This is a genomic window from Natrinema ejinorense (genome assembly GCF_002494345.1).
Taxonomy (GTDB): Archaea; Halobacteriota; Halobacteria; order Halobacteriales; family Natrialbaceae; genus Natrinema; species Natrinema longum.
On sequence record NZ_NXNI01000001.1, the window covers coordinates 203,233 to 226,541 of the forward strand.

Here is a 23,309-nt window from a genome sequence, read left to right on the forward strand (position 1 = left end):
CCCGAACCGCCGCTTCCTGTGGCTACCCGACTATCGACTCCTCCGACAGCAACCCGGTGCTTTCATCAGTCGGTTTCCGTCGACTCGTCGTGGGGCCCCGCGTCGATATCGCGAATCGACGGCTGGTCGTTCGGCACGGCGATCGACTGCTCGAGTACCGATGCCCGAAGCGTCGGCTTCGATGCCGTCGCCTCGCGTCGATACGGATCGTCGGTCTCCGCTCGACGGACACCCCGTGGCGTCAGGTAGTTCCCGTCGACGTCGACGCCGGCCCCTTCACAGAGGCGCTTCAACACCGATCGGGCGCCCTCGGTCGTGATCGCTGGGGGCGCGATCGATCGCTCGCGTGCGAGTTCCATCGCCGTCGCGTCCGTGAACAGGGCGTCGATCTCGCTCTCGTCGTACCCCCGTTCGTGCAGGCTCGCTCGCACCCGACTCGCGATCGACGGCGCGTGCCCCGTGGGAAACAGCGGCCAGTCGTTCGACGGCGGATCGAGAACGACCCGATACCGACGCAACGGCGTCCGGGCACGGGCGGGGAGGGGAACGTCCTCGAGGCGCTGGGACTTCCCCAGCACGCGGATCGTCCCCGTATAGAAGTCGACGTCGTCCCAGGTCGCACCCGTTCGTCGGTCGTCTTCGGGCGCCCGGAACAGTTCGGCCCCGCGGACGCTCGAGTGGGCGAGGACGGCCACCATCGCGTACTCGCGCAACCGCGTGCGTCGCTCCCTCGTCGAACGCGAGCCGGCCTCGAGTGCCCGCTCCCTGACGTATCCTTCGAGTTCGCGGCGCCGATCGGCCGTCCAGGAGTCGTTCGGCGATCGCGTCTCGGCCGTCGGTAGCGCAGCCTCGGCGCGGTCGCTCGCCGCGGGATTGTCCTCGAGGATCCCGCCGCGGACACACCACGAGAGAAACGCCCGCACCACGGCGTAGTAGGTGTCGGCGGTCGACGCAGTGTACTCCCCGCGTTCGGTTCGACGACGCAGTTCCGTGGCGTAGGCGTGCATGTGCTCAACCGACAGCGCGACGATCGAACCGATCTCGTGTTCCCGCTCGAGCCACTCGGCCCATCGCCGGAGGATCGACTCGGCGTTGGCGGCGTAGGCACCCGCACCCGAGCTGTCGGGATCGCCGACGGCCTTTCGCTGGAGATAGGCGTCGACTGCGTCCGTGATCGCGACCGCGGTCACGGGCCGATCACCTGCTCGAGACGGATCGTGAGCGTGCCACCACGGATCATCTCGTCCGATACTGTTTCACGAGGCTAAATCCGTGTTTCGGTCTCACGGGGTCGGAAAAATACGAGCGCCGACGGCCGGAAGCACCACACGTCCGGGCACGTTTTCGGGATCTAACACCGCTACAAACGAGATCGAAGAGAAGTCAGCTCGATTTGAGACGTTTGTACCTGAATCCGCTGGTGTAGTTCACCGACGATCGGTGATCTGCAGTTACACGACCCACCACGCAAGATTCAACAGAAAGGACGGATGCTGTGGCTCTCCGCGGGGAGACTACGGAACGTGCCTGCAGTTTCAGCCGCCCTCGCGGAGATATCGTCCGGCCGGTGATGAGCGAATATCACGGCCCATTCCGACGTTCACTAGATAGGCCGTGAGTCGCCAGAGATCGTACAGCAGTGCGACAAAGGTGAACGTGAACAACCGAACACGGCTCCACCGCTGCGCCGTCTCGAAGTCCGTTTCCCAGTAATTCCGTCCGAGGGTACAATTTTGTTAATGGTGTTGGTATGGTATCACTATCTATGGATGGAACCAATTCACGGATCCGGAACGTCCGCGTCTGGCCGGCTCACGACCGCCTCGGGTGGTGGATTCTGGGGCTTGCGTTGCTGGCCGTGTTGGGACTTGTCGTCGACCAGTACCTCCCATGGCTCGTCCTCGGGCTGTTCGTTTACTACGTTGCGCGGCCGATCACGCAGCGACTCGAACGGCGCATCGCCTCGCCGACCCTCGTCGCGGCGCTGACGCTGCTCCTGATCGTCGTCCCGATCGTGATGATGCTCGGTGTGATTTTGCTCGTCGCGCTCGGGCAACTGGTGACGGCGGTCGCTGACCTGCCGATCGACAGAATCCTCGCGCAGTTGCCGGTTCAGGTTACCGACCTCCCGAACACACCTTCGGAGGTGTACGACACCACGGCCGTTCTGATCCAGGACCCGTCGGTGCAGACCCTGCTCGGTTCCGTTGGTCAGGCGGTTGGGGCGATCGGCGCGGTGCTGTTCAACATGTTTATTTCGCTGCTGATCGCGTTTTTCCTGCTGGTCAGCGACCGCGACATCGCCGACTGGTTCGAATCGAACGTATTCGGCGAGGACAGCCTAACGACCGAATACTTCTCGGCCATCGATCGCGGACTGGGTTCGATCTACTTCGGCTACACGATGACGATCTTCGCGGTTATCATCCTCTCGGCGATCGTCTACACGCTGTTTAACGTCGTCGCGCCCGGCGGACTGGCGATCCCATCGGCGGTGCTGTTCGCCGTCGTCACAGGGCTATTCACGCTCGTCCCGCTCGTCGGTCGGTCGATCGTCTACTTCGCGATCGCCGGGGCCCTCGCGGTTCAGGCGGCGACGGTCGATCCGCGACTCCTCTGGTTCCCGATAGCGTTCCTCGCGGTCATGGTCGTCGCGTTCGACAACCTCGTCCGGACGTACATCCGGCCGTACCTCTCCGGGCGACTGCTCAACACTGGGCTCGTGATGTTCGCGTACCTGTTCGGCCCGCCGCTGTTCGGCTGGTCGGGCATCTTCCTCGGCCCGTTCCTGATGGTGTTCATCGTGACGTTCGTTCGGATGATCCTGCCAGTGTTGGCCGACCCCGATCACGAGCGCGTCGACGTCGAACCCGAACACACGCTTGATGAGTTCGCAGAGACCGTCGGCGAGATGGAAGACGTCCCTCCGTCCGAAACGGACCGGACCGACATCGGAACGGGGTGAACCGTACCCATGGGAGATTCCGTCTCCGCCCGTCGCCGAGCGACTTGGTCCCCGAAATCACGTCAACGCGCTCGCTGTGGTGCCGGGTCCGATTGGCAGCGACGCAACCACAAACGAGTGCAGGACCTATGAAAAAGAGAAAGTAACATACATATAAATGTAATAACACTAATTGCCGTTGCTGGCTTACGGTTCTCCGAGAGAAGGAGATTGATGTTGTCTATGGCGCACGTTCCGAAAAACGGGGGTGCCGGTCGGCAGAACGAATCGGGTCATGAGAGGGACGAGTCATGAGCCTCGTACAAGTACTCCCACTGGCCATCGTGATGATTGCGGGCCCACAGATACTTTCCCCTATCTTCCTCGCCACAAGCGAAAAGTGGCGAGCGAACTCGACGGCGTACGTCTTCGGTGCGTTCCTCTCGATCAGTCTCGTCGTCGGCATCGCGTACCTCCTCGGGAACAGTTTCGGTGGTGGTGGCGGATTTCTCGGTGCAAGCGCAAAACAGTTGCTCTACGTCGTCGTTCTCGTCCTCCTCTTCTATGCAGCGGTGGACACCTACCGGAAGCGGAACGTGTCTGAGCCACCGGCGTGGATGGGCAAGCTGACCACCGCGACGCCGCGGTTCTCGTTTCGACTGGGGTTCCTCCTGTTGGGTTTCTTCCCGACCGACATCGTCACTTCGATGAGCGTCGGCACCTACCTCGCGGCGAACGGCGCCCCGGTCACGGATGCGGCCGGGTTCGTCCTGCTCACGCTGTTCATCCTGGCACTTCCGTCGCTTGGCGTATTCGTGCTGGGCGAGCGAGCGGAAACCACGCTCCCGAAGATCCGCGACTGGATGAACGGCAACGCCTGGATCATCTCCGAAGCGGTGATTCTGCTCTTCGTCGTCTTGACCCTCCAGAATCTCTTCGGATAGCCGTCCACGAACCTCCGATCAACGCCTCAGGAGCGGAAAGGGCCAGAGACTAGAACGCTCCACGCCGTCCTGTCGGCGCGTTCTCCCTCTTGACTGTCCCGTAGTCGATTTCCGAACGTATTGTCACACAACAAATATGGAAAGATATATTTTAAGTAAATCGTATCGTTCTGCGGTAATCGTACGGAATCTATCTTCTAACATCGATTTATATCATATTACGTAGGTATTGTTTATCTGGGCACTGTCTAGTTCTGGATCACCTCGACTGGCGCTTTTCCATCGAGAGCTTGATGCGGTCTTTGGTGGTTGTAGTAATGCACGAACTGTTCAAGCCACTCTCGGACGCTTGACCGACTGCCCACCCATGAATTATGGAACCGGTCGATGCGCATTTTGAGGGTATGAAACCACTTTTCGATGAGGTTTCGGTCGGTATAGTTGACCCGACCGCTCAGTCCGACTCGGGAAAGGGCAGTCCGATAGCCAAATTGATCGACGAGAAACTCAGCCTCGGAGAGATCATGTTTCTCGCGGAGTTTCTGCAGAAACGCAGCCGCCGGATCGGTGCCATGTCGACTAAACAACGCAACGTCGAGAATTACTTTTGTCTCGATGTCTATTGCAGCATACAACCAAGACTACTCGCCGTTGATCTTGACAGCAGTTTCGTCGACAGCGACCCGCGACGGCGTCGCCGTCGGCGGGTCGCATCCACTGTTAGACAGCCGATGAACCCAGTTCCAAACCGCTCCGTGAGAACGTTCAACGCCTAATTCAGCGAGAATCGTTGTTGTCTCCCGAAGCGAACAACCAGTCTGGTGGAGGCGGACGGCGAACGCCCTGACGGGCGTCGCCGTCCGCTCGTTCTCCCAAGATTCTTCTAAATCCGCCGCATAGCTCTCGCTGAGCAGGTCTGCGAGCATCTTAGCCAATTCACTCAACGACCTGCTCATTTCTCAAACTGACTCAACTAGACAGTGCCTTTATCTGTATAATTGGATTATCTCTATCTTCGGAAGTGTTCTTTATATCGTTTGACAGCGTACTAACAATTGATGATGAGTATCAAATGGTCAGCTGTAATAACTGGGTTCGTCGTGACCCTCGCACTCGGGTTCATTAGCGGTCTCATATACGTGGGATCCGAAGCCTCGATGGTGGTATTGTACTCGGGAACGATCGGCGTCCTCGGTGGGCTCACCGCCGGCTACCTCGCTGGCGGAACGATGAGTTCTGGCGCGGTTCATGGCGGTATAGCAACCGTCTTCGGATCGCTAGTCGTGTTAGCCTTTGCGACATTCACGACCCTCCTCTTCGGGGGCCTCGTCGCATCGACTGGCGTGTTCATCCTCGGCATACTCGTGCTCGCGTTCTACGCTATCCCCGGTGCGCTGGGTGGCGCGATCGGCTCGTGGGCGAAGAGTCGCCGGATTGCTCCAGAACCGGCAGGCGTACGGGCCTGATAGTTGCCAGCAACGGCAACTTCCTCACTCTGAACTGGCCAAACCGCGTTCTACCCGCAGCGTCTCGCCGAACCGATGTTTCAGTGTAAAGATTTCCTCGATAACCGATAGCCGACGATAGACGTCCCCGTCGGTTAGATTCGCACGTAGTGGCCAGTGTCTTCACTGCAATAATGTTCTAAACGAAACCGTCAACAGACTCTCCTGCTGTTCTCACACAACTTGTACGTACACTGGTGGTTTGTGGATATCAATATCCCGAACTTGCCCCGAGCCGATCGGACGAGTTTGATATATCGTTATGCCATTTAGATCTGGTTCCGACGACGGTTCTCACGAGCGGGTCGCCTCACACCGAGGCGACGGTCAGGACGGGTGCTGGTGTCTGATTTTCTCCGCGGTCATCCCTGGGACCGGCGTCCCACAGTCCGTACACTTCCAGCTCGGCGTTACCGTTCCCCGCTCTTTCTCGAGGTCGTGTCTGAATTCGATGCGGGCACCACACGGACACTGGTACGTCGTGCGGGTCATACTCGTGACAACCTGGCGAGGAGCGATAAGCGATTCGACGGTCGAGGCTCACGACGTGTTCACGGCCCCATTCTCTGTGGACAGCGCTCGAGAAGCGAGACGGACCGCTGTCAGTCAGCGTCGGCAACCCCACAACTCGTCCGTGGGTCGCCGGTCACTCGGGCCAGCAACCCGTATGACGGCGGCCGGCCGTTCACGCGTCTTTCAGAATGATTCCCTCGATCGTCGCGGTCAACACGGTCTCCCCGGCCTCGTTCTCACAAACGACGTCCGAGGTGAATTCGTAGCGGTCATCTCGCTCGACGACAGTGTCGTACGTCGATCGACACGTGATCGATTCGTCAGTATAGACTGGCTGGTGGAAGTTAAACTCCATCGTACTGGCCAACACTTCGGCATCGCTCCCCATTTTCGTCGGCAGGGTCGCGGTCAGCAACCCCTGTACCATCACTCGCCCGTCCTCGTCCGGTTCGGTGTGTCGGGGTTGGTCGTCACCGGAAAGTGCTGCGAACTGCTGGACGTCTTCGACTGTGAACGTTCGCTCGAACGTTCTCGTCTCGCCCTCGATTGGCTGAGTCATTGAGATCTACGTCTCTCATTCGGATCTCGATAGAAGAAGCAACTGATAGGGAGACGAGGCCGGTTCTAGTACCCGAACCGATTCACGGGCTGGTCGCACTCGCGCGGCCAGCGAACCGAGGGCCGGCCCGTCGTCGAGAAGGAGTTCGCGAGGTTCTCCGCTTCCAATATTTGAACCCGAAGATCGTCTTCCCGATAACTCGTGGGCGGCCCTCCTCGAGGAGTGCTGGAGTGTTTTTCAGTCACGGACAGCCGAGTACTCGAGCGTGCAGCGACGCAGACGTGGTTATCGCGGTCGTTCGCCGTCGAACGATCGGACGAGCACGCCGTCGTCCTCTCCTGATAAACCAAAAGACGATATATTGAATCCGAATTTCGGCGTGGGAACTCCCGAGTAGTGACCAGACCGATCCGATCGCCGAGTCGATACCACGTCGAACGCATCGAGAACCAGCGCTACAGCGCCGCCCGTTCGACGATGAGCCTCGCTACCGATCGATGCCGTTCCGAATGCGGGTTTCGGCTTCCTCGAGCGCCCGCTCCCGGTCGAAGTCGTCGGTAATCGCTCGCAGCCGTGCCTCGTCCGCGTCCGCCAACTCGCGCGCGTGGTCGGTCACGTTGGGGATCGCACGGATGATGTTGTCGACGATCGGCACGTCGGCGACCTGTGGCGAGCGCGAGAGCGGATTGAGATCGATCACGATTTCGGTCTTCCCCATCTCGTCGAGGGCTTCGGCGCGGTCGCCGTCCTCGAGGGGGACGAGCACCACGTCGGCCTCGTAGATGCCGTCGGCGTCGACTTTCGCCCGCTTGTGATCCAGGTTCGGAATGTGCGCGTCGGCCTCGAGTCCCTTCACGTCGGCAGCGCCGTGCTCCCGAAGGTGGTCGGCGATGGCCTTGATCCGCTCGGGCGTGCGGTTGAAGAGGTTGACCTCGAGGTCGGCGTCGACGGCGTCGGCGAGGGCGGCCATTTCGCCGGGAACCAGCGCCGCGACGTTGCCGTTGATCGAGAGGACGGGGTGATCCGCCAGCAGGAGGTGGGCTGCGGCGGCCCGTTCGGCCGCGTCGGCGCTGGGCAGGGTTTCCTCGCCCAGCAGGTAATCGAAGGCGCTGCCACGTCCCTCGGCGTGCATCCCCTGGAGGTGTGTGATTCCTTTTTCGACGCCCTTCTCGATCCGATGCCGGGTGAGTAGGTCCTGATATCTGGGGTGGTCCTCCGGGATCTCCTCCTCGTGCTCGACGTCGGCAGAGACGGTGTCGTAGTCGCTCACGATCGATTACTGGATTGGGTCGATAAAAAACGGCCCGATCGGTCGGCGGCGGCCGCGAACCGCCCAGCCGATCGCTCGCGTGACACACCGCCGCGGGGGTCGGTCCGATACCAGCCGAACGCGATGGTGTCGGCCCGCTCGCAGGCGGCCGGGAGGACTGCGCGTGAGACGGTCCCCGTCCGCTCAAGCGAGCGCTTACTTCAACACCGCACCGGCCGGATGCGTCGCACAGACCGACGGATCGTACCCCGCATCGGACAGCCCCGTTCCGAGCGCGAAGACGGTCTCACCGAGCATGGCCATCGATGCCTGGCCGTCGACCGCCGAGACGTCGGTGATCGCCTCCGTGACCCGCTCCGTGAGGAGGCCGGCATCGCGTGCGAACAGCCGCGACGCATACATGAACGACAGTAGCGTCGGCTCCTCGACCAGCCGGGAGAGCGCCTCCGTCCCGGCGGCCGTCAGTTCCTCGGTCTCCCCCGAGAGCACGTCGGCCGTCGAGAGTTCGCCGAACGAGACGTATTCGACGCGCGCCCGCGACGGAATCGCGTCGAGTTTGTTGTCCTGTGGGCCACCCGGCTCGAGGCGGATCGGAACGCCGCCGTGTGCCTGGGCGACGACGTCGCCCAGTCCCGTCCCGGCCTGGACTTCGGCACCGTGGGCGACCGTCACGAGTTCGTTCGCGGAGAGTTTGCGCTCGAACACGCGGTTGGCCGCGAGTGCCGTGCCAAGCGCCATTGCACCGGAGACACCGAACCCAGCCCCGATCGGCAGCTCGGAGTCGGCCTCGACGCGGGCGGTCACCTCGAGGGTCTCGAGGACGGTCGTCACCGGTTCGACGTCGGTTTCCGCCCCGTCGAGGACGATAGTTGGTTCCTCCGCCGGTTCGACCGTTACTTCGACACCGTCAGTAAGCGTTAGTCCCGCTCCCCGTGAGCCGGCTTTCGTCGGATCCTCGTCCGGGTGCGTGCTAAAAAAGCCCGTAACGTGGCCGGGGACGAACGCCGTCGCCTCCTCGCGCATTACCGCCACGCTTTCGGCCCGACCGATATAACGTTGAAGGTTCCACTCGCCGTTTCGGCGGGCAGCCCGTCGGAAACTGTCGGCAGACCTATTAGAGAGCGATCGCCCGGACGCAGTCACCTATCGACGATCGACGCGTCGGATCCACGACCCCGGCGCGTCGAGTTCGTCGTGACTCGGCAGGTACTCGGGTCCCTCCCAGACGAGACTCGCCGTCTCGAGGTCCCGGACCGCGACGACGTGCTCGAAGAAGTTCTTGCCGCGTTCGTACTGGCGTTCCTTCAGCCCGAGCCCGAGCAGGCGACGGAAGAGCTTCTGGAGCGGGCCCCGGCCCTGCCGTCGCTCGTCGAGTTTGCGCCGGAGGTCCTCGTACTCCTCGTCGAAGGCATGATCCATCAGGAGTTCGGCGTATCCCTCGACGACGGTCATCGCCGCGTCGAGATCGCGGAACGCCTCCCGGTCGAACGAGCCCTTCGAGAGCGTCGCGATCCCCTCCTCCATGCGGGTCTCGAGGTGATCCGAGAGCCACGGTGCGGCCCCGAACTCGGCGGCGTGGGTCACCTCGTGGAACGCGATCCAGCGGCGGAACCGATCGGCGTCAACGTCGAGTTTCTCGGCGGCGTTGAGGATGTTCGGCCGGACGAAGTACAGGGCGTGATCGTTCGCGGGCGCGTCGGCGAGCAAGAGCGGATCGTACTGGCCGAGGACGTTCCGCCCGAGAAACGAGAGGAGGACGGTCATCGTCCCCGTGTTGATCGTCCGGGCGACGCCGGGGAACGCGCCGGTGTGGGTCTCGAGGGTGCTCATGACGCGCTCGAAGGTGGCGACGTTGGCGTCGATCCAGTGGTGGCGGTTCTGGATCTCGACGGTCTCGGGGACGTCGAACTCGACGCCGGAAACCGTTCGAACGGCCGCTCGTGCGTCACGGACGTCGCGTGCGTAGGCCTCGCGTTCGCCGGACTCGAGGACGAGCGACCCGGGGTCGGTCGCCGCCTTGGCGGCGTCGGCGGCCGAGCGCCAGTCGATCGCGTCGTCACCGGACGCTCCGGCGACGGCCCGAGCGCTACGATAGAGGTTCACGACTACGGGTACGGGAAGGAAGCGCAAAAGCGTTCGGCTCGGTCGGGACCCGGTGCCGTCGGCCGGTTGGCGGGCCGTCGCCGGACGGTCGGCGGTTAGTTGACGATGACGTCCGGCTCCTCTTCGGGCTCGAGTTCCGACTCCTCGTCATCGCCCCGGAACTTCCTGACGGCGGCGGCGATCCCGACGAGGACGACCAGTGCGATCAGTGCGCCGGCGGCGCTTTTTCCTTTGCCGCCGGAGTCGTCCGCGGCCACGCTCTCGTCGGGTTCGGTCTCCGTCTCGGAATCCGTCTCCGCTGTCGAACTCGTTCCGCCGATCGGGAGCGCCTCGCCGATCGTTCCGGGTCCGAACTGCGTGTCGCCGTCGAAGTGCAACTCGATGATGGTGAATTTCTTCTCTCCCATGATCAGTCGGTCAACGAGCGTACACTTAGCCGTTTGGTTCGCCAGGGGGACGATGCCGCCACCTCGCCACGCGGTCTCGGACTCGAGACGACCGTCGAAACGCCACCCGTGTCTCGCCGAGCCACGGCAGGGAGTAGCGTCCTCTCGCCGTCAGACGACGGAGTCCGGACCGGTACGATTAAGTATCCATCTCCTGCGGTGTTGCGTATGAGTGGACGACCGCTGGACGTCCTCGAGGCGTCGCTCGGCGAACGCGTTTCGGTGCGGCTCAAAAGTGGCGACGAGTACGTCGGCGAACTCGCCGGCTACGACCAACACATGAACCTGGTCCTCGAGGACGTCACGATTCCCGTCGAGGGCGGCATCGACGACGAGGCGCCAGTCGAAGACACAACCATTATACGCGGCGATAACGTCGTCTCGATCACTCCATGACTGGTGCAGGAACCCCAAGCCAAGGAAAGAAGAACAAGACGACCCACACCAAGTGTCGTCGCTGCGGAGAGAAGTCCTATCACACGAAAAAGAAAGTTTGCTCGTCGTGTGGCTTCGGCAAGTCCGCCAAACGCCGCGACTACGAGTGGCAGTCGAAGACCGGCGACAACTGATCTCTTCGTTCTCTCGTTCGGGTCACCGACTCCGAGACTCACCGCTCGCTTCGATCGCGATCGATCGCCGCTCCCCGCGTCGGACTGAGCCGTCGATGGACAACCCTTAGTTCGGAGCCGCGAACATCCCAGTATGAACCTGACAGCCGCCTTTGACGGCCTCGAGTGTGTCGACTGCGGGGCCACCGTCGACGCCGCCGAATCACACCAGTGTCCGGCGTGTGGCGGTGCGCTCGATCCGACCTACGAGTACGACGCGATCGACCTCGATCGCGAGCGGCTCGCATCTCGGCCGTTCGACTCGCAGTGGCGCTACGCGGAACTGCTGCCCGTCGCCCGTGAGTCCGCGGTCACGACGGCGGAAGGAGCCACGCCGCTGGTCGACTGTCCCGATCTGGCCGACGAACTCGGCGTCGGACGCGTCCTGATCAAAGACGAGGGCCGGAACCCGACGGGCTCGGTCACGGATCGCGGCGCGTCGATGGCCGTGACGGCAGCACTCGAGCACGGCGCGACCGACGTCGCGCTCCCCTCGACGGGCAACGGCGGCCAGGCCGCCGCGGCCTACGCAGCCCGCGCGGGACTCGAGGCACACGCGTATCTCCCTTCACGGTCCGGCTTTACGAACAAGGCGATGGTCAACGTCCACGGCGGCGACATGAACGTCGTCGGCGGTCGCTTCGACGACGCCGCCGCTGCGTTCGAGGAGGGACTGGCCGAACACGACGACTGGTACTCGCTCCGGTCGTTCGACACTCCCTACCGTCACGAGGGCGCGAAGACGCTGTTCTACGAACTCGCCGAACAGCTCGAGTGGGCGGTGCCCGACGCGATCTGTTATCCGACGGGAGCCGGCACCGGACTCGTCGGCCTCGCCAAGGCCACACGGGAGTTCCGAGAACTGGGCCTGATCGACGAGACGCCGGCCCTCTACGCCGCGCAAGCGTCCGGCTGTGCGCCGATCGTCGATGCCCTCGAGGACGGCCGCGACGAACACGAACCGGTCGACCACCCGGACACGATCTGTGGCGAACTGGAGGTGCCGGACCCGACCGCGAGCGCGCGGGTGCTCGAGGTGATCCGCGAGACCGACGGCGGCGCGGTCGCGACCGACGATCCCGACATCCTCGAAGCCGCCGTCCGGGTGGCCCAGACGACGGGCCTCGAACTGATCCCCAGCGCAGGGGCGGCCGCGAGCGGCGCGTGGGAACTCGCCGAACGCGGCGCGTTCGACGGCGACGAAACCGTCGTCATCGTCAACACCGGCTCCGGGAACAAGGAAGCCGACGTGTTGCGCAGCCACCTGATGAGTCAGGGCGTCTAGCGGCAGTCCACGCCCGTACTGGGGGGTCGAAACTGACCCGCGTGTTGTCTCGACCGTGCTGTCGGCGCTCGCGAACGTCTCAGTCCGATCGCCGTCAGTAGCCGGTGGTATCCCCGAGTATGACGGGTCGAATCGATAGCACGGGTCCACTTCGGGCGCGACGACCGAACTCTTTCACCGACAAAGTCTTGACCGGGAGACGAGTAGTTCAACCGAGTTCAAATGTGTGAACATTCACCAGAGTGTTCGAACGGGGGTACCTGCCAGCTCGTCCTCGAGAACGGAGAGACCGGTCTCGAGACCGCCGAATACTACTGCAAGGCCCACCTCGTATTGCGGATCTGGGAAGTCGAGAACGACAGCTCGCTCCGCGCTGTCAGCGCCGAACAGCTGTGACCTGACGGCATCAGCGACGCAGTGACCGGCTCTGGACCCCAGACTTCGCTGGTCCCGTCTCACGAGCACCGGTCCCCGTCTCCGCGAGGCGTTTCGATCGGTCCCGGCCGTCGATCGTGATCGGGGGGCGGTTACCCCCCACCTGTCGCCCCGAGACGTTCGACGGATCGTTTCGACGCCTATCTCGATGATGGGGCTCGGAACGGGGCCGTTCCGTAGCGTTTTTGCTGGTTGTCGGGAAACGACGCGGTATGACTACCCCCTGGGATGACTGGAACCATATTCTCAAGCTCGATCCGGACAAGGAGTTACCGGAGGGTGTGACCTACGGCGATCTCTGTGCAACGGGCACCGACGCGATCGAAGTCGGCGGCACCATGGGCATCACCGAGGAGAACATGAGCGCCGTCATCGAGGCCTGTGCCGAACACGACGTCGCCCTCTATCAGGAGCCCTCCAACCCCGAGGTCGTCCTCGAGGACGACGCGCTGGACGGCTATCTGATTCCGACCGTCTTCAACGCCGGCTCGCCGTTCTGGATCACCGAGGCCCACAAGGAATGGGTGCGACTCGAGGGGGACCTCGACTGGGAACGGACGACGACGGAGGCCTACATCGTGATGAACCCCGAGGCCGACGTCGCGGAGCTAACGGAGGCCAACTGCGATCTCGGCGCGGACGACGTCGCCGCCTACGCGACGGTCGCCGAGCACATGTTCGGGCAGGAGATCGTCTACGTCGAGTACTCCGGCATCCTCGGTGACGAGAGCGTCGTCGAGGCCGCGGCCCACGCCACCGACGAATCGACGCTGTTCTACGGCGGCGGGATTCACGACTACGACTCCGCGTATTCGATGGCCCAGCACGCCGACGTCATCGTCGTCGGTGACCTCGCGCACGACGAGGGCATCGAGGCGGTTCGACAGACCGTCGAAGCGGCCAACGACGCCTGACGCGCGCCGTCGATCCCGTTCGAGCGCGTCTCCCCCCGGTCTCGACTGTTTTGTCAGACGCCGACGCCGTCACTCTCCGTCGAGTGCGCGAGCGAGTCCCTCGAACGCCCCATCACTCGAGGACGAGGTCCCGTAATCGAGGGAGGCTGTCCGTCACGTCTTCGCGAGAGACGATGTCCGCGATCCCATCGACCGGCGTCGACTCGAGGTTGAGGATGCCGACGGTCGCGCCGGTCGATGCGGCGAGTCGCGGGAGCGAGGCTGCGGGCTCGACGACGAGCGAGGAGCCGATCGCGAGGAAGACGTCGCTCTCGCGGGCGAGCGATCGAGCCCGCTGGATGACCGCCCCCGGGAGCTGCTCGCCGAAGAGGACGACGTCGGGTTTGAACACGCCACCGCAGTCACAGGTCGGCGGCAGGTCGCCGTCGGCTGCCCGTTCGAAGATCGGATCGCCGTCCCGGCGGTTCCCGCAGTCGGTACAGCGGACCCGCTGGGAGTTGCCGTGAAGCTCGAGGACGGTCGGGTCCGTGTCGCGCGCAGTGTTGGGTTCGGCGTCGTTCGTTTCGCCGCCGACCGCCGCTGCCTCGCCGTGTAATCCGTCCGTGTTCTGGGTGAGGATGGCCTCGAGGTCGCCGTCCCGTCCCATCGCGGCCAGCGCTTCGTGGGCCGTGTTCGGTTCGAAGTCGCCGTCGAACATCGTCCGCTGTAACTCGACGCGGTCTTCCCAGAACCCCTCGGGATCGCGCTGGAACCGGCCGTAGGCGAACTGTCTTTCGTCGAATCGCTCCCAGACGCCGTCGTCGCCCCGGAACGTCGGCACGCCCGAGGGAGCCGAAATACCGGCCCCGGTGAAGGCGACGACCGTGTCTGCCCGACGAACGTCGTCGGCGAGTCGCTCGAGGTCGCCCATACTTCCACACAGTGCGTGAGGCGACAAAAAGAGGACGGACGAGGACATTTGTCGACCGATGTGGATCCCTAGCCGAACTCGTGGGAGCGCTCGAGGAGTGAATCCGATCGGCGAGACGAGCGCGACTCCGAACGACTGTGCTTAAGTTCCGCCTGCGTCAATCGGGTGGTATGCAGGATAGAACCTACACTGCCGACGCCGAGCCGGGCGACGACGTGACGGTCGCCGGCTGGGTCCACGAGATCCGCGATCTCGGGGGCATCGCCTTCCTGATTCTCCGGGATACCTCGGGCAAGATCCAGATCAAGTTCGAGAAAGACGAGATGGACGAGGACCTAGTTGAGACGGGACTCGACGCGTCCCGCGAGAGCGTCGTCAAAGTCTCCGGTGCGGTCGAGGAGGAACCGCGCGCGCCGACGGGCGTCGAAGTCACGCCCGAGTCCGTCGAGGTTATCGCCCCCGCCGACCCGGAACTCCCCCTCGACCCCTCCGGCAAGGTCGACGCCGACCTCTCGACGCGACTCGACAACCGCACCCTCGACCTGCGCAAGGACGAGGTGCAGGCGGTCTTCGAGATCCGTTCGGAGATCCTGCGTGCGGTTCGCGAGCAGTTCCGCACGTTCGACTGCACGGAGATCAACACGCCAAAGATCGTCGCGACCGGTACCGAGGGCGGTACCGAACTCTTCCCGATCACCTACTTCGGCGAAGAGGCCTTTATGAACCAGTCGCCCCAGCTGTTCAAGCAGCTGATCGCCGGTTCGAACGTCGAACGCGTCTTCGAGATCGGTCCCATCTTCCGCGCCGAGGAACACAACACGCCGCGTCACCTCAACGAAGCGACCTCGATCGACTTCGAGGGTGCCTTCTGCGACCAGAACGACGCCATGGACGTCGTCGAGGGCGTCGTCCGCGCCGCCTACGAAGCGGTGGCAGACAACTGCGCCGACGAACTCGAGGCGCTGGGCCTCGAAGACGAATTCAGCGCACCCGCGGAAGCCTTCCCGCGCATCAGCTACGAGGACGCCATAGAGCGGATCAACGCGACGGGCGAACTCGACGAACAGCTCGTCTGGGGCGACGACCTCTCGACGGAGGCCGAGAAGGCGCTGGGCGACGACGTCGGCGGCCACTACTTCATCACGGACTGGCCAAGCGAGATCAAGCCCTTCTACATCAAAGACCACGACGACGATCCGGAGCTGTCGACCGGCTTCGACCTGATGCATCCGCGCATGGAACTGGTCTCGGGCGGCCAGCGCGAACACCGTCACGAGAAGCTCATCGAGGGCTTCGAACAGCAGGGGCTCGATCCCGACCAGTTCGAATACTACACGAAGATGTTCAAGTACGGCATGCCGCCCCACGCCGGCTTCGGGCTCGGCGGCGAACGCCTCATCATGACGATCCTCGGACTGGACAACATCCGAGAAGCGGTCCTCTTCCCGCGAGACCGTCAGCGACTCTCACCGTAGCGAGGTCGCTGACCGTTGAGCGGGAGCCAGAGAGGCGAACGCAGTGAGTCTCTCGCTGTTCCCGCGAGATCGCCAGCGACTGCGTCCATGGGACGCACTCTGGGAGCGCGTGGAAACCACGAGCGCGTAGCGCGAGTCGGTTTCCTCGATATCGTCAACGTCTGAGTCCGTAGACGAAGCCGTTGAGAGCAAGCGAAACGAGTGAACCGAGTTTCGCGTGACCCCCAGCGTTTGTCGCCGTAGGCGACAAACCCGGAAGCCAGTTCGGACACGCGGTCACTCGGTCGTAATCCAGAGCAGATACCAGAGCAACGCGCTCCCGGCGGCGACGCCGCCGAGTATCGCCGCGCCGATGACCAGCGGGGAGGCGCCGCTCTGAAGGGCGATCGAGCCGCCGGAGAGTCCGACCAGCAGGACGAAGACGGCCTTGAGTTGTCTGGCCCCGTCAGTTACCCCGCTCGAGCGCGAGGGGCCGCGTCCCGAACCGCGACTCCGGCTCATAACTCGTGTGGTGCGCTGACGTGCATCGTGGTAAAGGCCCAGTCGCTCTCGCTCGAGTCGTCCGGATCGCGTTCGACTAGCGTGGCGCTCCAGCGGCTGTCGAACCGGTAGCGTTCGCCGGTCGTCGTTTTCGTCCAGGCCATCACCACCTCGTCGGCGACCGTCGCGAATCCGTCGCGTTCGGTGACGACGAGATGGCCGCTCTCGACGACCCACTCGTCGGTCGTCTCGGTCTGTGTCTCGAGGGCCGCGGCGACGTCGTCACCGCCGAACAGGGACTCGCTGATGCCGAACTTGACGGTCGAGTCGGCGTCCGAAAAGTAGGGTGAAAGCGGGTCGCCGTCGCGGAGTGCGTCGTAGTAGTCGCGGACGACGGCCTCTGCGCTTGCGCTCGGTGGCATGGCTCTACCGTCGAAGCCCGCTCCCAAAGAGTCATCGGACGCAGACGCAGGCGACGGGCGTCGCTGGTGACCTGCCGAGTCGGACCCCGCTCACATGAAGCCTCGATCGACCTCGTCGGTCTCGATCAGGTCCTCGAGTTCCGCGTTCAGCAGGTCGTCGGCCTCCTCGAACCGCTCGGCCAGTTCCTCGAGTTCGTCGGGCCGGTCGTACTGGTCGTACTCCATCGGCCCGAAGGCGGGGCTCTCGAGGGCCTCCATCACGTCGTCGAAGAGGTCCTGTGGCCGGGTCGGTGCGTCCGCGTGGGTCTCGAGGACGGTCTCGAGGCGCTTCCCGACCGTCTCGGCCTGCTCCTCGTCCTCGGGCGGGGACTGGACCGCAAAGCGCCCGCCGGAGTCGCGTTCGGGCATGAACGAGCCGATCTCGTCGTCGAGGTTGCGGGCGACGTGCGTGCCGACGCCGCGAACCTCGAAGGGGTTCTTCGCGTACGTCTTCAGGACGAAGACGCCGGCCCGAGGATGCGCGAGATACATGTCTTCGCCGACGCCGCCGGCACGGTCGCCGGCGACTGCACGCCAGTCCTCCGGATCGACGGTCCGTTCGGTGACGTCCTCGAGTATATCCTGCCACTCGCGAATCCGCATACGCGAGGGTTGGACTGCCGGCAGAATGAACGTATCGATTGCACCGAACGGAACCGGACGCGGACTGTTCGGTCTTCCAACAGCCGATTCGAGCTATGCGAATCAAAAGGAATACGTTGGCTCCCCCGAAGTGAGCGTAACCGACACTTTCCCCATGTCCGGTCGCCACTCACTCTCGTTCGTCGAACTGTTTCGGGCCACTCCCGCCAAGAGCGCGCTGTTGACGCTGGCCCCGCTCTCGCTGGCGCTCGGTCAGGTATGCAATAGTTACGTCAACGGCGTCTCGCCGGCGGTTTCGATTACCTTCGCCGTCATCATGGTCGGTTTTTCCGTCGTCGCGATGGGTCACCACGCCGCCGAACACCGCGTCAAGCGCCTCGAGACCGAGTACGGGGTCTAAGCACCCGGTCCGGATTCGGTCGCGACGGTTCGGGCTTCGCGGGCCTCGTAGGCGTTGTATCCCGCCAGTCCGGCGATCAAGAACCCGGTGGCGAGCGTACTCCAGAACAGCCCGCCGGTCATCTCGAGCAGTGCGGCCGAGACGATCACCCAGACCCCGACGAGAGCGAGCAGTGTGGCGATGCCGGCACTGAGTGGGACGTCGTTTTTCACCCGGTAGTAATTGTAGCCGGCGGCGACGACGACGACGAGGCCGACCAGGACGTTGTTCCACAGCGACGCGGCCGCAGCGTCGAAGACCAGCACCGAGAGGGCGATCCACGCGCCGAACACGGCGACGAGGAGGCTCAGGGTCGACGTGCCACGCCGGCGCTCCTCGTTTGCGACCTGGGTGGACTCGTGGCGCGGGTCGCTCCCCGTCTCGGTCCGGTCCCCGACGCCGGTGCCGGAGTCGATATCGGCGGACGCTTCTTCCCGTCGATTGGTCGGTCCGTCGGGAGCGTCGGTCCCGGTATCGACTCCCGGTTCGGACTCGTCGCTCGTCCGACGATCGTCGCCGTTCGGGTCACTCATGCCATCGAACGTAGGGTTCGCGATCCCAAAAGCGCCGTGTCCGTTCCGGCCACCGTAATCGCTCGAGCGAGATCGAAACCGTCGGTAAAACGTCGTTACCGGGATCGAACGCCGGTCGACGGACGGGTTCGAGCCGGTTACTCGATCGGGATCCCGTGACCGATAGCGTTTTTGATCGCTCGACCGTTGACGATAGCTGTGCACGTACGCGGAACCGTCGCGGGCGAGGTCGACGTACGGTCGGTAGCCACGAGCTACGGTGAAAGCGAACTCGCGGAGGTGCCGCTTCGGCCGGCCGACGACGCACGGAACGGCGAGTCACCCGCTCGCGGCGACGGCGGGACGGCGACCGTCGCGGACGGTCGCGAAACGACGACGGTAACGCTGTGGAACAAGTGGACCGAGTCGGCCGAACTGCTCGAGCCGGGGATGGAACTGCTCGTGACGAACGCCAAAGAAGAGGAGTACCAGGGGGAGACGCAGTACGCGACGACGGGCGACTCCTACGTCGTCGTCGAACCCTCCTTTCTCGTGAGCGTGACGTCGATCCGTAACTGGGTCGAGTGTCCCCGACTCTACTACCTGAACAAGCTCTCGGGAGTGCCACTGAACTACCCCGTCGTCAAGGGGACCCTCGTCCACGAGGTCTTCGGCGACCTGCTTCGTGGCCGCGACCTCGAGGAATCGATCGAGGCTCGCGTCGAGGAACGCGGGCTCCAGCTCGGCCTGCTCGGCGAGACGCCAGCGGCCGTGAAAGAGGAGATCAGGGAGAACGCGACGGCCATCGAGGGCTGGCTCGAGCAGGGTCGGCTGACCGAAGAAGACAGCTGGCGGTCGGAACAGCTCCTGATCAGCGAGACGTTCGGCATTCGGGGCCGGGCCGACGCCGTCAGACGGGGCGCGCCGGTCGAACTCAAGACGGGCAAGAACCTGAAGAAAGAGCCCCGCTTCAAGGACAAGGTGCAGGCCGCCTGTTACGCGCTGTTGCTCGAGGAACACGGTGGGGACGTCGATATCGGGACCCTCCTCTACACGAAGAACTCGGCGCTGGATCGCAACGAGGAGACCGGCGACCTGACCCCCGCAAAGGAGTTCACGATGGGCGATGGCCTCCTGAAGTACGTCGTCCGGCTGCGCAACGAGATCGCGGCGATGGAGACGGCGGGCGATATTCCGACCGGCTACGAGGCCGACGCGAAGTGCGAGTACTGCTTCGAACAGGACACCTGCATGGTCGTCTCCGGCCGGCTGGATCAGGAGTCGAAAGCCGGTCAGATCGGCCAGTCGTTGCCCGACGAGGAACTCGAGTACTTCGATCGCTTCTACCGGGCGATCGAGGACGAACGCCGGGAGGTTCACCGCGAGTACGCCAAACTCTGGGAACAGACGGCCGAGGAGCGGGCCGACGACGACCGCGCGCTCATCGATCTCGAGTTCCTCGAGAAGCGACCGCTCGAGGGCGGCCGCTGGGAACTCAGGGCGCACAACACGGGCGGCGCGAACTCGAAGCTCCGGGAGGGAGATCTGGTGCTGGCAAGCGACGGGGATCCGGTTCGCGGTAGCTCCGAACTCGCCCGAATCGAGCGGTTGGACGACGAAATCGTCATCACGGCTGACGAACCGGTCGAGGTCACCCGGCTCGACGTCTATCCATCGGAGTTGACGACCGATCGCCTGCTCGTCGCGATGCACGACGCGCTCCTGAAAGGCGACGACCGGCGAAAAGAGATCCTGTTCGGACGGGCAAAACCGGCGTTCGACACCATCGAGGAGACGTTCATCGACAACAACGACCGACAGAACGAGGCCGTCACGAAGGCGGTCGGGGCGACGGATTGCGCGCTGATCCACGGGCCGCCGGGGACCGGGAAGACCTACACCATCGCTCGGGCCATCCGCGCGATGGTCGAACGCGGCGAGCGGGTCCTGCTGTCGGCCTTTACCAATCGCGCCGTCGACAACGCGCTCGAGGCCTTGCTCGAGCAACTCGAGGACGTGATCGACGAAGATCGGGTCGTCCGCGTCGGCTCGGAAAGCGGCATCCGCGACGACATGGAACCGTACCGGCTCGAACGGGCGGGTGATCCCGAAGATCGCGTCGCGACGCTGCAGAACGCGCAGGTAGTCGCGGCGACGACGTCGACCTGCGGCTCGCGGGTGATGAAAGAGCAGGCGTTCGACGTCGCGCTGGTCGACGAGGCCGCACAGCTCACCGAACCCGGAACCTGCGCGGCGATCAACCTGGCCGAGCGATTCGTCCTCGTCGGCGACCACGAGCAGCTTCCGCCCGTCGTTCGGGCCGAAAACGACCTCACCGAGTCGCTGTTCGAACGACTCGTCGATCTTCATCCCGAAGCCGGCGTGATGCTCGATCGCCAGTACCGGATGAACCAGCGCATCCAGGCCTTCGCCTCGAACGAGTTCTACGACGGCCAACTCCGGCCCGCGACGCCCGATGTCGCGGCGCGGACCCTGGACGATCTCGAGGGCGTCTCCCGGGATCGCCTTCCCGAGTCGCTGCAGGATCCGGTCTCGTTCGTCGACGTCGAGGGCGATCGGAGCCAGTACACCGACAGCGCGGAGGCCGCGCGGATCGCGGCGCTGATCGAGGCCTACGAGGCAGCGGGCCTCGAGCGCTCGGAGATCGGCGTCATCGCCCCCTTCCGCGCGCAGGTGTCGGAGATATCGACGCACGTGCCCGACGACGTCGCCGTCGACACCGTCGATCGCTTCCAGGGATCGAGCCAGGAAGTCATCGTCGTCTCCTTTACCGCGACCGGCTCGCTCGAGGGGCCGATCTTCGAGGACTACCGACGGATCAACGTCGCCCTTACCCGACCCAAGCGCGCGCTGGTGCTGGTCGGCGACGCGGCGGCGCTGGCGTCCGATCCGGTCTACGAGCGAATGCTCGAGTGGGCTCGCCGGTGACATCCTCCTCGCGGTAAACGGGGAGGGATCGAAGATCCCTCAGGCAGTCGGGCACAGCCCGACGACGGCGAGGCTTCCCCCATAGGGAATACCAGTCAGTCGAACCCGCGACCATGAGGTATAGGTACTGAACTAAAACTCGTCGGGTCCCTCGGGACGGACGGAGGCACGTTCATGACACGACACGACGGGACGTCGACGGCGAATTCACCGGGCGATGGCTCCGACTCCGAGCCGTATACCGCCCGGTACGACTGGGACGGGACCGACCTGCCGTCGTCGTCGATCGTTCGGACGGTCGCGGCCGTCACGGGCATGGAGCCAGCCGACATGCGACCGCTGTACGACGTCGTCGATGCGGAGGCCGTGGACCGACTCTTTACGCGCACCCGGGGCCGGGCACGACCCGAACGCCTCTCCTTTCGCTTCGAGGACTGCGACGTCACCGTCCACGGCGATGGGCGAGTCGTCGTCGCAGTGTAACACCGAGACCCTCGAGCGCGTCAGTGCCGATGCGTCTCTCGAGTCCGCTCGAACACCATCGTGAGGAGCTTTCGTTCGGCAGCGTGGATGTGTTGTGAGAAGGTCGGCGACGTGATCCCGAGTTCGGCCGCGACCGCTTCGCCCGAGCACTCGCGGGGCCACTCGTAGTAGCCGGCCTCGAACGCGGTCTCGAGTACTTCGTGTTGTCGTTCCGTGAGCCGTGACCGAAGCTCCTGGTGGAACGCGATCTGACTAAACGGGGTCGTGAGCGCGTCTTTCGTACGCTTTGCGGCGAGTGCTGCCGCCGGGAACCGCTCGAGGAACGAGTCGATAACCGCACCCGTCTCGTGTTGTGGCGGTACTTCGGCGACGATGTGTCCAGTGCCGCTGTTCCCGTGAACGATCTGCGGAAGCGCCCCGAGTTCGGCAAGCGCCACCGCGGGACAGTCGATCGAAACGAGGAATTCGAAGAGCGCACCGTTTTCGTACTCGCTGAGAAGGTGGGCGTCGACGCGTTCGTGAGCCTCGGCGAGGCTGACAACCTGGGATGGGTCACCGCCGGTTACAGTGAAAAACTCCGCGTACTCTCCATCGCCGCGTGGGAGTATTTCGGCGAGATCGACCCGACAATCGATCCGCTCCGAGACGGCGACGAACGGATACGCACACTCGTCGAACGTGAATTCGATCTCTCGCACCGGTGGTGGCTCCCCTTCTTGTCTTCTGTCTGACATCGTCACCACTCCTGGTCTCTCATCCTAACGTTCTCGTCTTTGAAACCCGTTCCGAAAATTGATAACCCAGTTATGTGTTACTGATCGCTCCGGGGCCGGCGATGCAGTACGCTCACGGCCAGGAAACGCCGACTCGAGGCGACGAGGCGTTCGCTGAAACGAACTCGCGCAGACAAAACAGCTACTCGGCTACTTCTCCGGCCGACTCAGAGCGGTGCCCGTTCGCGGATCTCGGGCTTTTCTTCGGTTTGCCTGAACTGCTCGAGCAGGGGTTTGATGTCGTCGAATCCGTCCGCAAGGACGATGTCACCGCTGCGCAGGTCGTACTCGATGATGTCGTAATCCGCGAGTCGCGGCAGGTGGTTGTGGACCAGCGAAACGTAGACGCGCTGTCGAACCTCTTTGTCGATCGCGTCGGCACGGGCGTCACACTCCCAGGCTGCGACCTGCGTGACGACGTCCTCGAGGTTCACCGTTCGATCGTCGGCCAGCTGGTAGAGCAGGAACCGGCGTTCGGATTCCGCGAGGAGCGCACAGGCCGCTTCCATCCGGCTGGCAGTCGTCTGGTTCATACACTCTCCAGGTACCCGGTGATATTACACCTACTGCCAACACAGATTGGGAGTCCGGTCCCGATCGATCCGACACCGTCCGCGAGGACGTCAGTTGTGAACGTCGAACCCCTCGATTTCGTCGAATTCGGGTCGTATATACCGTCTCGAGACTGTTTCGATGTC

26 protein-coding genes and 1 pseudogene are annotated in these 23,309 nt (G+C 63.7%); 12 read left to right on the forward strand and 15 right to left on the reverse strand.

From position 1 onward, the window contains the following. Positions 1-65: 65 nt before the first annotated feature. Entirely contained in the window at positions 66-1,190 is a 1,125-nt protein-coding gene (locus CP557_RS00940) for a tyrosine-type recombinase/integrase (protein WP_097378178.1), read from the reverse strand. A 575-nt stretch (positions 1,191-1,765) separates the two neighbouring features. Between CP557_RS00940 and CP557_RS00945 the strand changes: the two genes are divergently transcribed. Both CP557_RS00945 and CP557_RS00950 read left to right on the forward strand, forming a co-directional pair. After that, positions 1,766-2,965, forward strand: coding sequence for an AI-2E family transporter (locus CP557_RS00945; RefSeq protein WP_097378179.1), 1,200 nt, complete (start codon positions 1,766-1,768; stop codon positions 2,963-2,965). A gap of 290 nt (positions 2,966-3,255) precedes the next feature. Continuing rightward, positions 3,256-3,888: a GAP family protein gene (locus tag CP557_RS00950; RefSeq protein ID WP_097378180.1), complete on the forward strand. Its 633-nt coding sequence runs from the start codon at positions 3,256-3,258 to the stop codon at positions 3,886-3,888. 248 nt (positions 3,889-4,136) lie between these two features. Here CP557_RS00950 and CP557_RS00955 read toward each other — a convergent pair. Further along, positions 4,137-4,814 (reverse strand): annotated as a pseudogene (locus CP557_RS00955) (IS6 family transposase). A 135-nt stretch (positions 4,815-4,949) separates the two neighbouring features. Here CP557_RS00955 and CP557_RS00960 point away from each other — a divergent pair. Beyond that, on the forward strand, positions 4,950-5,354 hold the full coding sequence (locus CP557_RS00960; RefSeq protein ID WP_097381474.1) for a DUF5518 domain-containing protein: 405 nt from the start codon (positions 4,950-4,952) through the stop codon (positions 5,352-5,354). A 366-nt stretch (positions 5,355-5,720) separates the two neighbouring features. Here CP557_RS00960 and CP557_RS22350 read toward each other — a convergent pair whose 3' ends face one another. The 6 genes from CP557_RS22350 to CP557_RS00985 all read right to left on the reverse strand — a co-directional run bounded on the left by CP557_RS22350 (position 5,721) and on the right by CP557_RS00985 (position 10,245). Continuing rightward, on the reverse strand, positions 5,721-5,885 hold the full coding sequence (locus CP557_RS22350; RefSeq protein ID WP_169924315.1) for a hypothetical protein: 165 nt from the start codon (positions 5,883-5,885) through the stop codon (positions 5,721-5,723). A gap of 193 nt (positions 5,886-6,078) precedes the next feature. Continuing rightward, a complete protein-coding gene (locus tag CP557_RS00965; RefSeq protein WP_097378181.1) occupies positions 6,079-6,465 on the reverse strand; it encodes a hotdog family protein in 387 nt (128 codons plus the stop codon). A gap of 487 nt (positions 6,466-6,952) precedes the next feature. Further along, positions 6,953-7,735: a 4-phosphopantoate--beta-alanine ligase gene (locus CP557_RS00970; RefSeq protein WP_097378182.1), complete on the reverse strand. Its 783-nt coding sequence runs from the start codon at positions 7,733-7,735 to the stop codon at positions 6,953-6,955. 195 nt (positions 7,736-7,930) lie between these two features. Continuing rightward, a complete protein-coding gene (locus tag CP557_RS00975; protein WP_097378183.1) occupies positions 7,931-8,758 on the reverse strand; it encodes a pantoate kinase in 828 nt (275 codons plus the stop codon). A 120-nt stretch (positions 8,759-8,878) separates the two neighbouring features. Then, a complete protein-coding gene (locus CP557_RS00980) occupies positions 8,879-9,838 on the reverse strand; it encodes a zinc-dependent metalloprotease (protein ID WP_097378184.1) in 960 nt (319 codons plus the stop codon). 95 nt (positions 9,839-9,933) lie between these two features. Beyond that, the gene (locus tag CP557_RS00985) at positions 9,934-10,245 is read right to left on the reverse strand and encodes a hypothetical protein (RefSeq protein WP_097378185.1); all 312 of its coding nucleotides are present in this window, start codon (positions 10,243-10,245) and stop codon (positions 9,934-9,936) included. 207 nt (positions 10,246-10,452) lie between these two features. On the opposite strand from CP557_RS00985, the gene CP557_RS00990 reads away from it, so the two are divergent. From CP557_RS00990 to CP557_RS01005, 5 genes are all read left to right on the forward strand, one after another. Next, on the forward strand, positions 10,453-10,680 hold the full coding sequence (locus CP557_RS00990; protein WP_097378186.1) for an LSM domain-containing protein: 228 nt from the start codon (positions 10,453-10,455) through the stop codon (positions 10,678-10,680). Then, positions 10,677-10,853: a 50S ribosomal protein L37e gene (locus tag CP557_RS00995; protein ID WP_006108486.1), complete on the forward strand. Its 177-nt coding sequence runs from the start codon at positions 10,677-10,679 to the stop codon at positions 10,851-10,853. Before CP557_RS00990 ends, CP557_RS00995 begins: the two co-directional genes overlap by 4 nt. A gap of 133 nt (positions 10,854-10,986) precedes the next feature. Next, positions 10,987-12,177 (forward strand): threonine synthase, encoded by a 1,191-nt coding sequence (locus CP557_RS01000; RefSeq protein WP_097378187.1) that lies wholly within the window; start codon positions 10,987-10,989, stop codon positions 12,175-12,177. 222 nt (positions 12,178-12,399) lie between these two features. Beyond that, the gene (locus CP557_RS22355; RefSeq protein ID WP_169924316.1) at positions 12,400-12,573 is read left to right on the forward strand and encodes a hypothetical protein; all 174 of its coding nucleotides are present in this window, start codon (positions 12,400-12,402) and stop codon (positions 12,571-12,573) included. 251 nt (positions 12,574-12,824) lie between these two features. After that, positions 12,825-13,526 (forward strand): phosphoglycerol geranylgeranyltransferase, encoded by a 702-nt coding sequence (locus tag CP557_RS01005; protein ID WP_097378188.1) that lies wholly within the window; start codon positions 12,825-12,827, stop codon positions 13,524-13,526. Positions 13,527-13,638: 112 nt separating this feature from the next. Here CP557_RS01005 and CP557_RS01010 read toward each other — a convergent pair whose 3' ends face one another. Then, the gene (locus CP557_RS01010; protein WP_097378189.1) at positions 13,639-14,436 is read right to left on the reverse strand and encodes an SIR2 family NAD-dependent protein deacylase; all 798 of its coding nucleotides are present in this window, start codon (positions 14,434-14,436) and stop codon (positions 13,639-13,641) included. Positions 14,437-14,606: 170 nt separating this feature from the next. On the opposite strand from CP557_RS01010, the gene aspS reads away from it, so the two are divergent. Beyond that, a complete protein-coding gene (gene aspS, locus CP557_RS01015; protein WP_097378190.1) occupies positions 14,607-15,911 on the forward strand; it encodes an aspartate--tRNA(Asn) ligase in 1,305 nt (434 codons plus the stop codon). Positions 15,912-16,187: 276 nt separating this feature from the next. Here aspS and CP557_RS01020 read toward each other — a convergent pair whose 3' ends face one another. From CP557_RS01020 to CP557_RS01030, 3 genes are all read right to left on the reverse strand, one after another. Then, complete coding sequence (locus CP557_RS01020; RefSeq protein ID WP_097378191.1) at positions 16,188-16,412, reverse strand: hypothetical protein; 225 nt, start codon at positions 16,410-16,412, stop codon at positions 16,188-16,190. Further along, on the reverse strand, positions 16,409-16,813 hold the full coding sequence (locus tag CP557_RS01025) for a nuclear transport factor 2-like protein (protein ID WP_097378192.1): 405 nt from the start codon (positions 16,811-16,813) through the stop codon (positions 16,409-16,411). Before CP557_RS01025 ends, CP557_RS01020 begins: the two co-directional genes overlap by 4 nt. Before the next feature lie 90 nt (positions 16,814-16,903). Beyond that, a complete protein-coding gene (locus tag CP557_RS01030; protein ID WP_097378193.1) occupies positions 16,904-17,455 on the reverse strand; it encodes a helix-hairpin-helix domain-containing protein in 552 nt (183 codons plus the stop codon). 154 nt (positions 17,456-17,609) lie between these two features. Here CP557_RS01030 and CP557_RS01035 point away from each other — a divergent pair, with 154 nt between their 5' ends. Continuing rightward, entirely contained in the window at positions 17,610-17,855 is a 246-nt protein-coding gene (locus CP557_RS01035) for a hypothetical protein (RefSeq protein ID WP_097378194.1), read from the forward strand. On the opposite strand, the gene CP557_RS01040 is transcribed toward CP557_RS01035, so the two are convergent. After that, positions 17,852-18,427, reverse strand: a complete 576-nt coding sequence (locus CP557_RS01040) for an SPW repeat domain-containing protein (RefSeq protein WP_097381475.1) — start codon at positions 18,425-18,427, stop codon at positions 17,852-17,854. The two genes, CP557_RS01035 and CP557_RS01040, sit on opposite strands and share 4 nt — an antisense overlap. Before the next feature lie 198 nt (positions 18,428-18,625). Between CP557_RS01040 and CP557_RS01045 the strand changes: the two genes are divergently transcribed. Together CP557_RS01045 and CP557_RS01050 are read left to right on the forward strand one after the other, a co-directional pair. Then, positions 18,626-21,355, forward strand: a complete 2,730-nt coding sequence (locus CP557_RS01045) for an AAA domain-containing protein (RefSeq protein WP_097378195.1) — start codon at positions 18,626-18,628, stop codon at positions 21,353-21,355. Between the two features lie 174 nt (positions 21,356-21,529). Then, on the forward strand, positions 21,530-21,838 hold the full coding sequence (locus tag CP557_RS01050) for a HalOD1 output domain-containing protein (protein ID WP_097378196.1): 309 nt from the start codon (positions 21,530-21,532) through the stop codon (positions 21,836-21,838). A gap of 20 nt (positions 21,839-21,858) precedes the next feature. Here the strand turns inward: CP557_RS01050 and CP557_RS01055 are convergent, their stop codons facing one another. Both CP557_RS01055 and CP557_RS01060 read right to left on the reverse strand, forming a co-directional pair. Further along, positions 21,859-22,572: a helix-turn-helix domain-containing protein gene (locus CP557_RS01055; protein WP_097378197.1), complete on the reverse strand. Its 714-nt coding sequence runs from the start codon at positions 22,570-22,572 to the stop codon at positions 21,859-21,861. A 206-nt stretch (positions 22,573-22,778) separates the two neighbouring features. Next, positions 22,779-23,144, reverse strand: a complete 366-nt coding sequence (locus tag CP557_RS01060; protein ID WP_097378198.1) for a DUF7344 domain-containing protein — start codon at positions 23,142-23,144, stop codon at positions 22,779-22,781. Positions 23,145-23,309 lie beyond the last annotated feature (165 nt).

What these genes read in the sequence shown, in the direction of transcription:
- CP557_RS00945 (WP_097378179.1), top strand. Translation starts at nt 1,766, where the DNA reads ATGGATGGAACCAATTCACGGATCCGGAACGTCCGCGTCTGGCCGGCT.
- CP557_RS00950 (WP_097378180.1), top strand. Translation starts at nt 3,256, where the DNA reads ATGAGCCTCGTACAAGTACTCCCACTGGCCATCGTGATGATTGCGGGC.
- CP557_RS00960 (WP_097381474.1), top strand. Translation starts at nt 4,950, where the DNA reads ATGAGTATCAAATGGTCAGCTGTAATAACTGGGTTCGTCGTGACCCTC.
- CP557_RS22350 (WP_169924315.1), bottom strand. Translation starts at nt 5,885, where the DNA reads ATGACCCGCACGACGTACCAGTGTCCGTGTGGTGCCCGCATCGAATTC.
- CP557_RS00965 (WP_097378181.1), bottom strand. Translation starts at nt 6,465, where the DNA reads ATGACTCAGCCAATCGAGGGCGAGACGAGAACGTTCGAGCGAACGTTC.
- CP557_RS00975 (WP_097378183.1), bottom strand. Translation starts at nt 8,758, where the DNA reads ATGCGCGAGGAGGCGACGGCGTTCGTCCCCGGCCACGTTACGGGCTTT.
- CP557_RS00985 (WP_097378185.1), bottom strand. Translation starts at nt 10,245, where the DNA reads ATGGGAGAGAAGAAATTCACCATCATCGAGTTGCACTTCGACGGCGAC.
- CP557_RS00990 (WP_097378186.1), top strand. Translation starts at nt 10,453, where the DNA reads ATGAGTGGACGACCGCTGGACGTCCTCGAGGCGTCGCTCGGCGAACGC.
- CP557_RS00995 (WP_006108486.1), top strand. Translation starts at nt 10,677, where the DNA reads ATGACTGGTGCAGGAACCCCAAGCCAAGGAAAGAAGAACAAGACGACC.
- CP557_RS01000 (WP_097378187.1), top strand. Translation starts at nt 10,987, where the DNA reads ATGAACCTGACAGCCGCCTTTGACGGCCTCGAGTGTGTCGACTGCGGG.
- CP557_RS22355 (WP_169924316.1), top strand. Translation starts at nt 12,400, where the DNA reads ATGTGTGAACATTCACCAGAGTGTTCGAACGGGGGTACCTGCCAGCTC.
- CP557_RS01005 (WP_097378188.1), top strand. Translation starts at nt 12,825, where the DNA reads ATGACTACCCCCTGGGATGACTGGAACCATATTCTCAAGCTCGATCCG.
- CP557_RS01010 (WP_097378189.1), bottom strand. Translation starts at nt 14,436, where the DNA reads ATGGGCGACCTCGAGCGACTCGCCGACGACGTTCGTCGGGCAGACACG.
- aspS (WP_097378190.1), top strand. Translation starts at nt 14,607, where the DNA reads ATGCAGGATAGAACCTACACTGCCGACGCCGAGCCGGGCGACGACGTG.
- CP557_RS01020 (WP_097378191.1), bottom strand. Translation starts at nt 16,412, where the DNA reads ATGAGCCGGAGTCGCGGTTCGGGACGCGGCCCCTCGCGCTCGAGCGGG.
- CP557_RS01025 (WP_097378192.1), bottom strand. Translation starts at nt 16,813, where the DNA reads ATGCCACCGAGCGCAAGCGCAGAGGCCGTCGTCCGCGACTACTACGAC.
- CP557_RS01030 (WP_097378193.1), bottom strand. Translation starts at nt 17,455, where the DNA reads ATGCGGATTCGCGAGTGGCAGGATATACTCGAGGACGTCACCGAACGG.
- CP557_RS01035 (WP_097378194.1), top strand. Translation starts at nt 17,610, where the DNA reads ATGTCCGGTCGCCACTCACTCTCGTTCGTCGAACTGTTTCGGGCCACT.
- CP557_RS01040 (WP_097381475.1), bottom strand. Translation starts at nt 18,427, where the DNA reads ATGAGTGACCCGAACGGCGACGATCGTCGGACGAGCGACGAGTCCGAA.
- CP557_RS01050 (WP_097378196.1), top strand. Translation starts at nt 21,530, where the DNA reads ATGACACGACACGACGGGACGTCGACGGCGAATTCACCGGGCGATGGC.
- CP557_RS01055 (WP_097378197.1), bottom strand. Translation starts at nt 22,572, where the DNA reads ATGTCAGACAGAAGACAAGAAGGGGAGCCACCACCGGTGCGAGAGATC.
- CP557_RS01060 (WP_097378198.1), bottom strand. Translation starts at nt 23,144, where the DNA reads ATGAACCAGACGACTGCCAGCCGGATGGAAGCGGCCTGTGCGCTCCTC.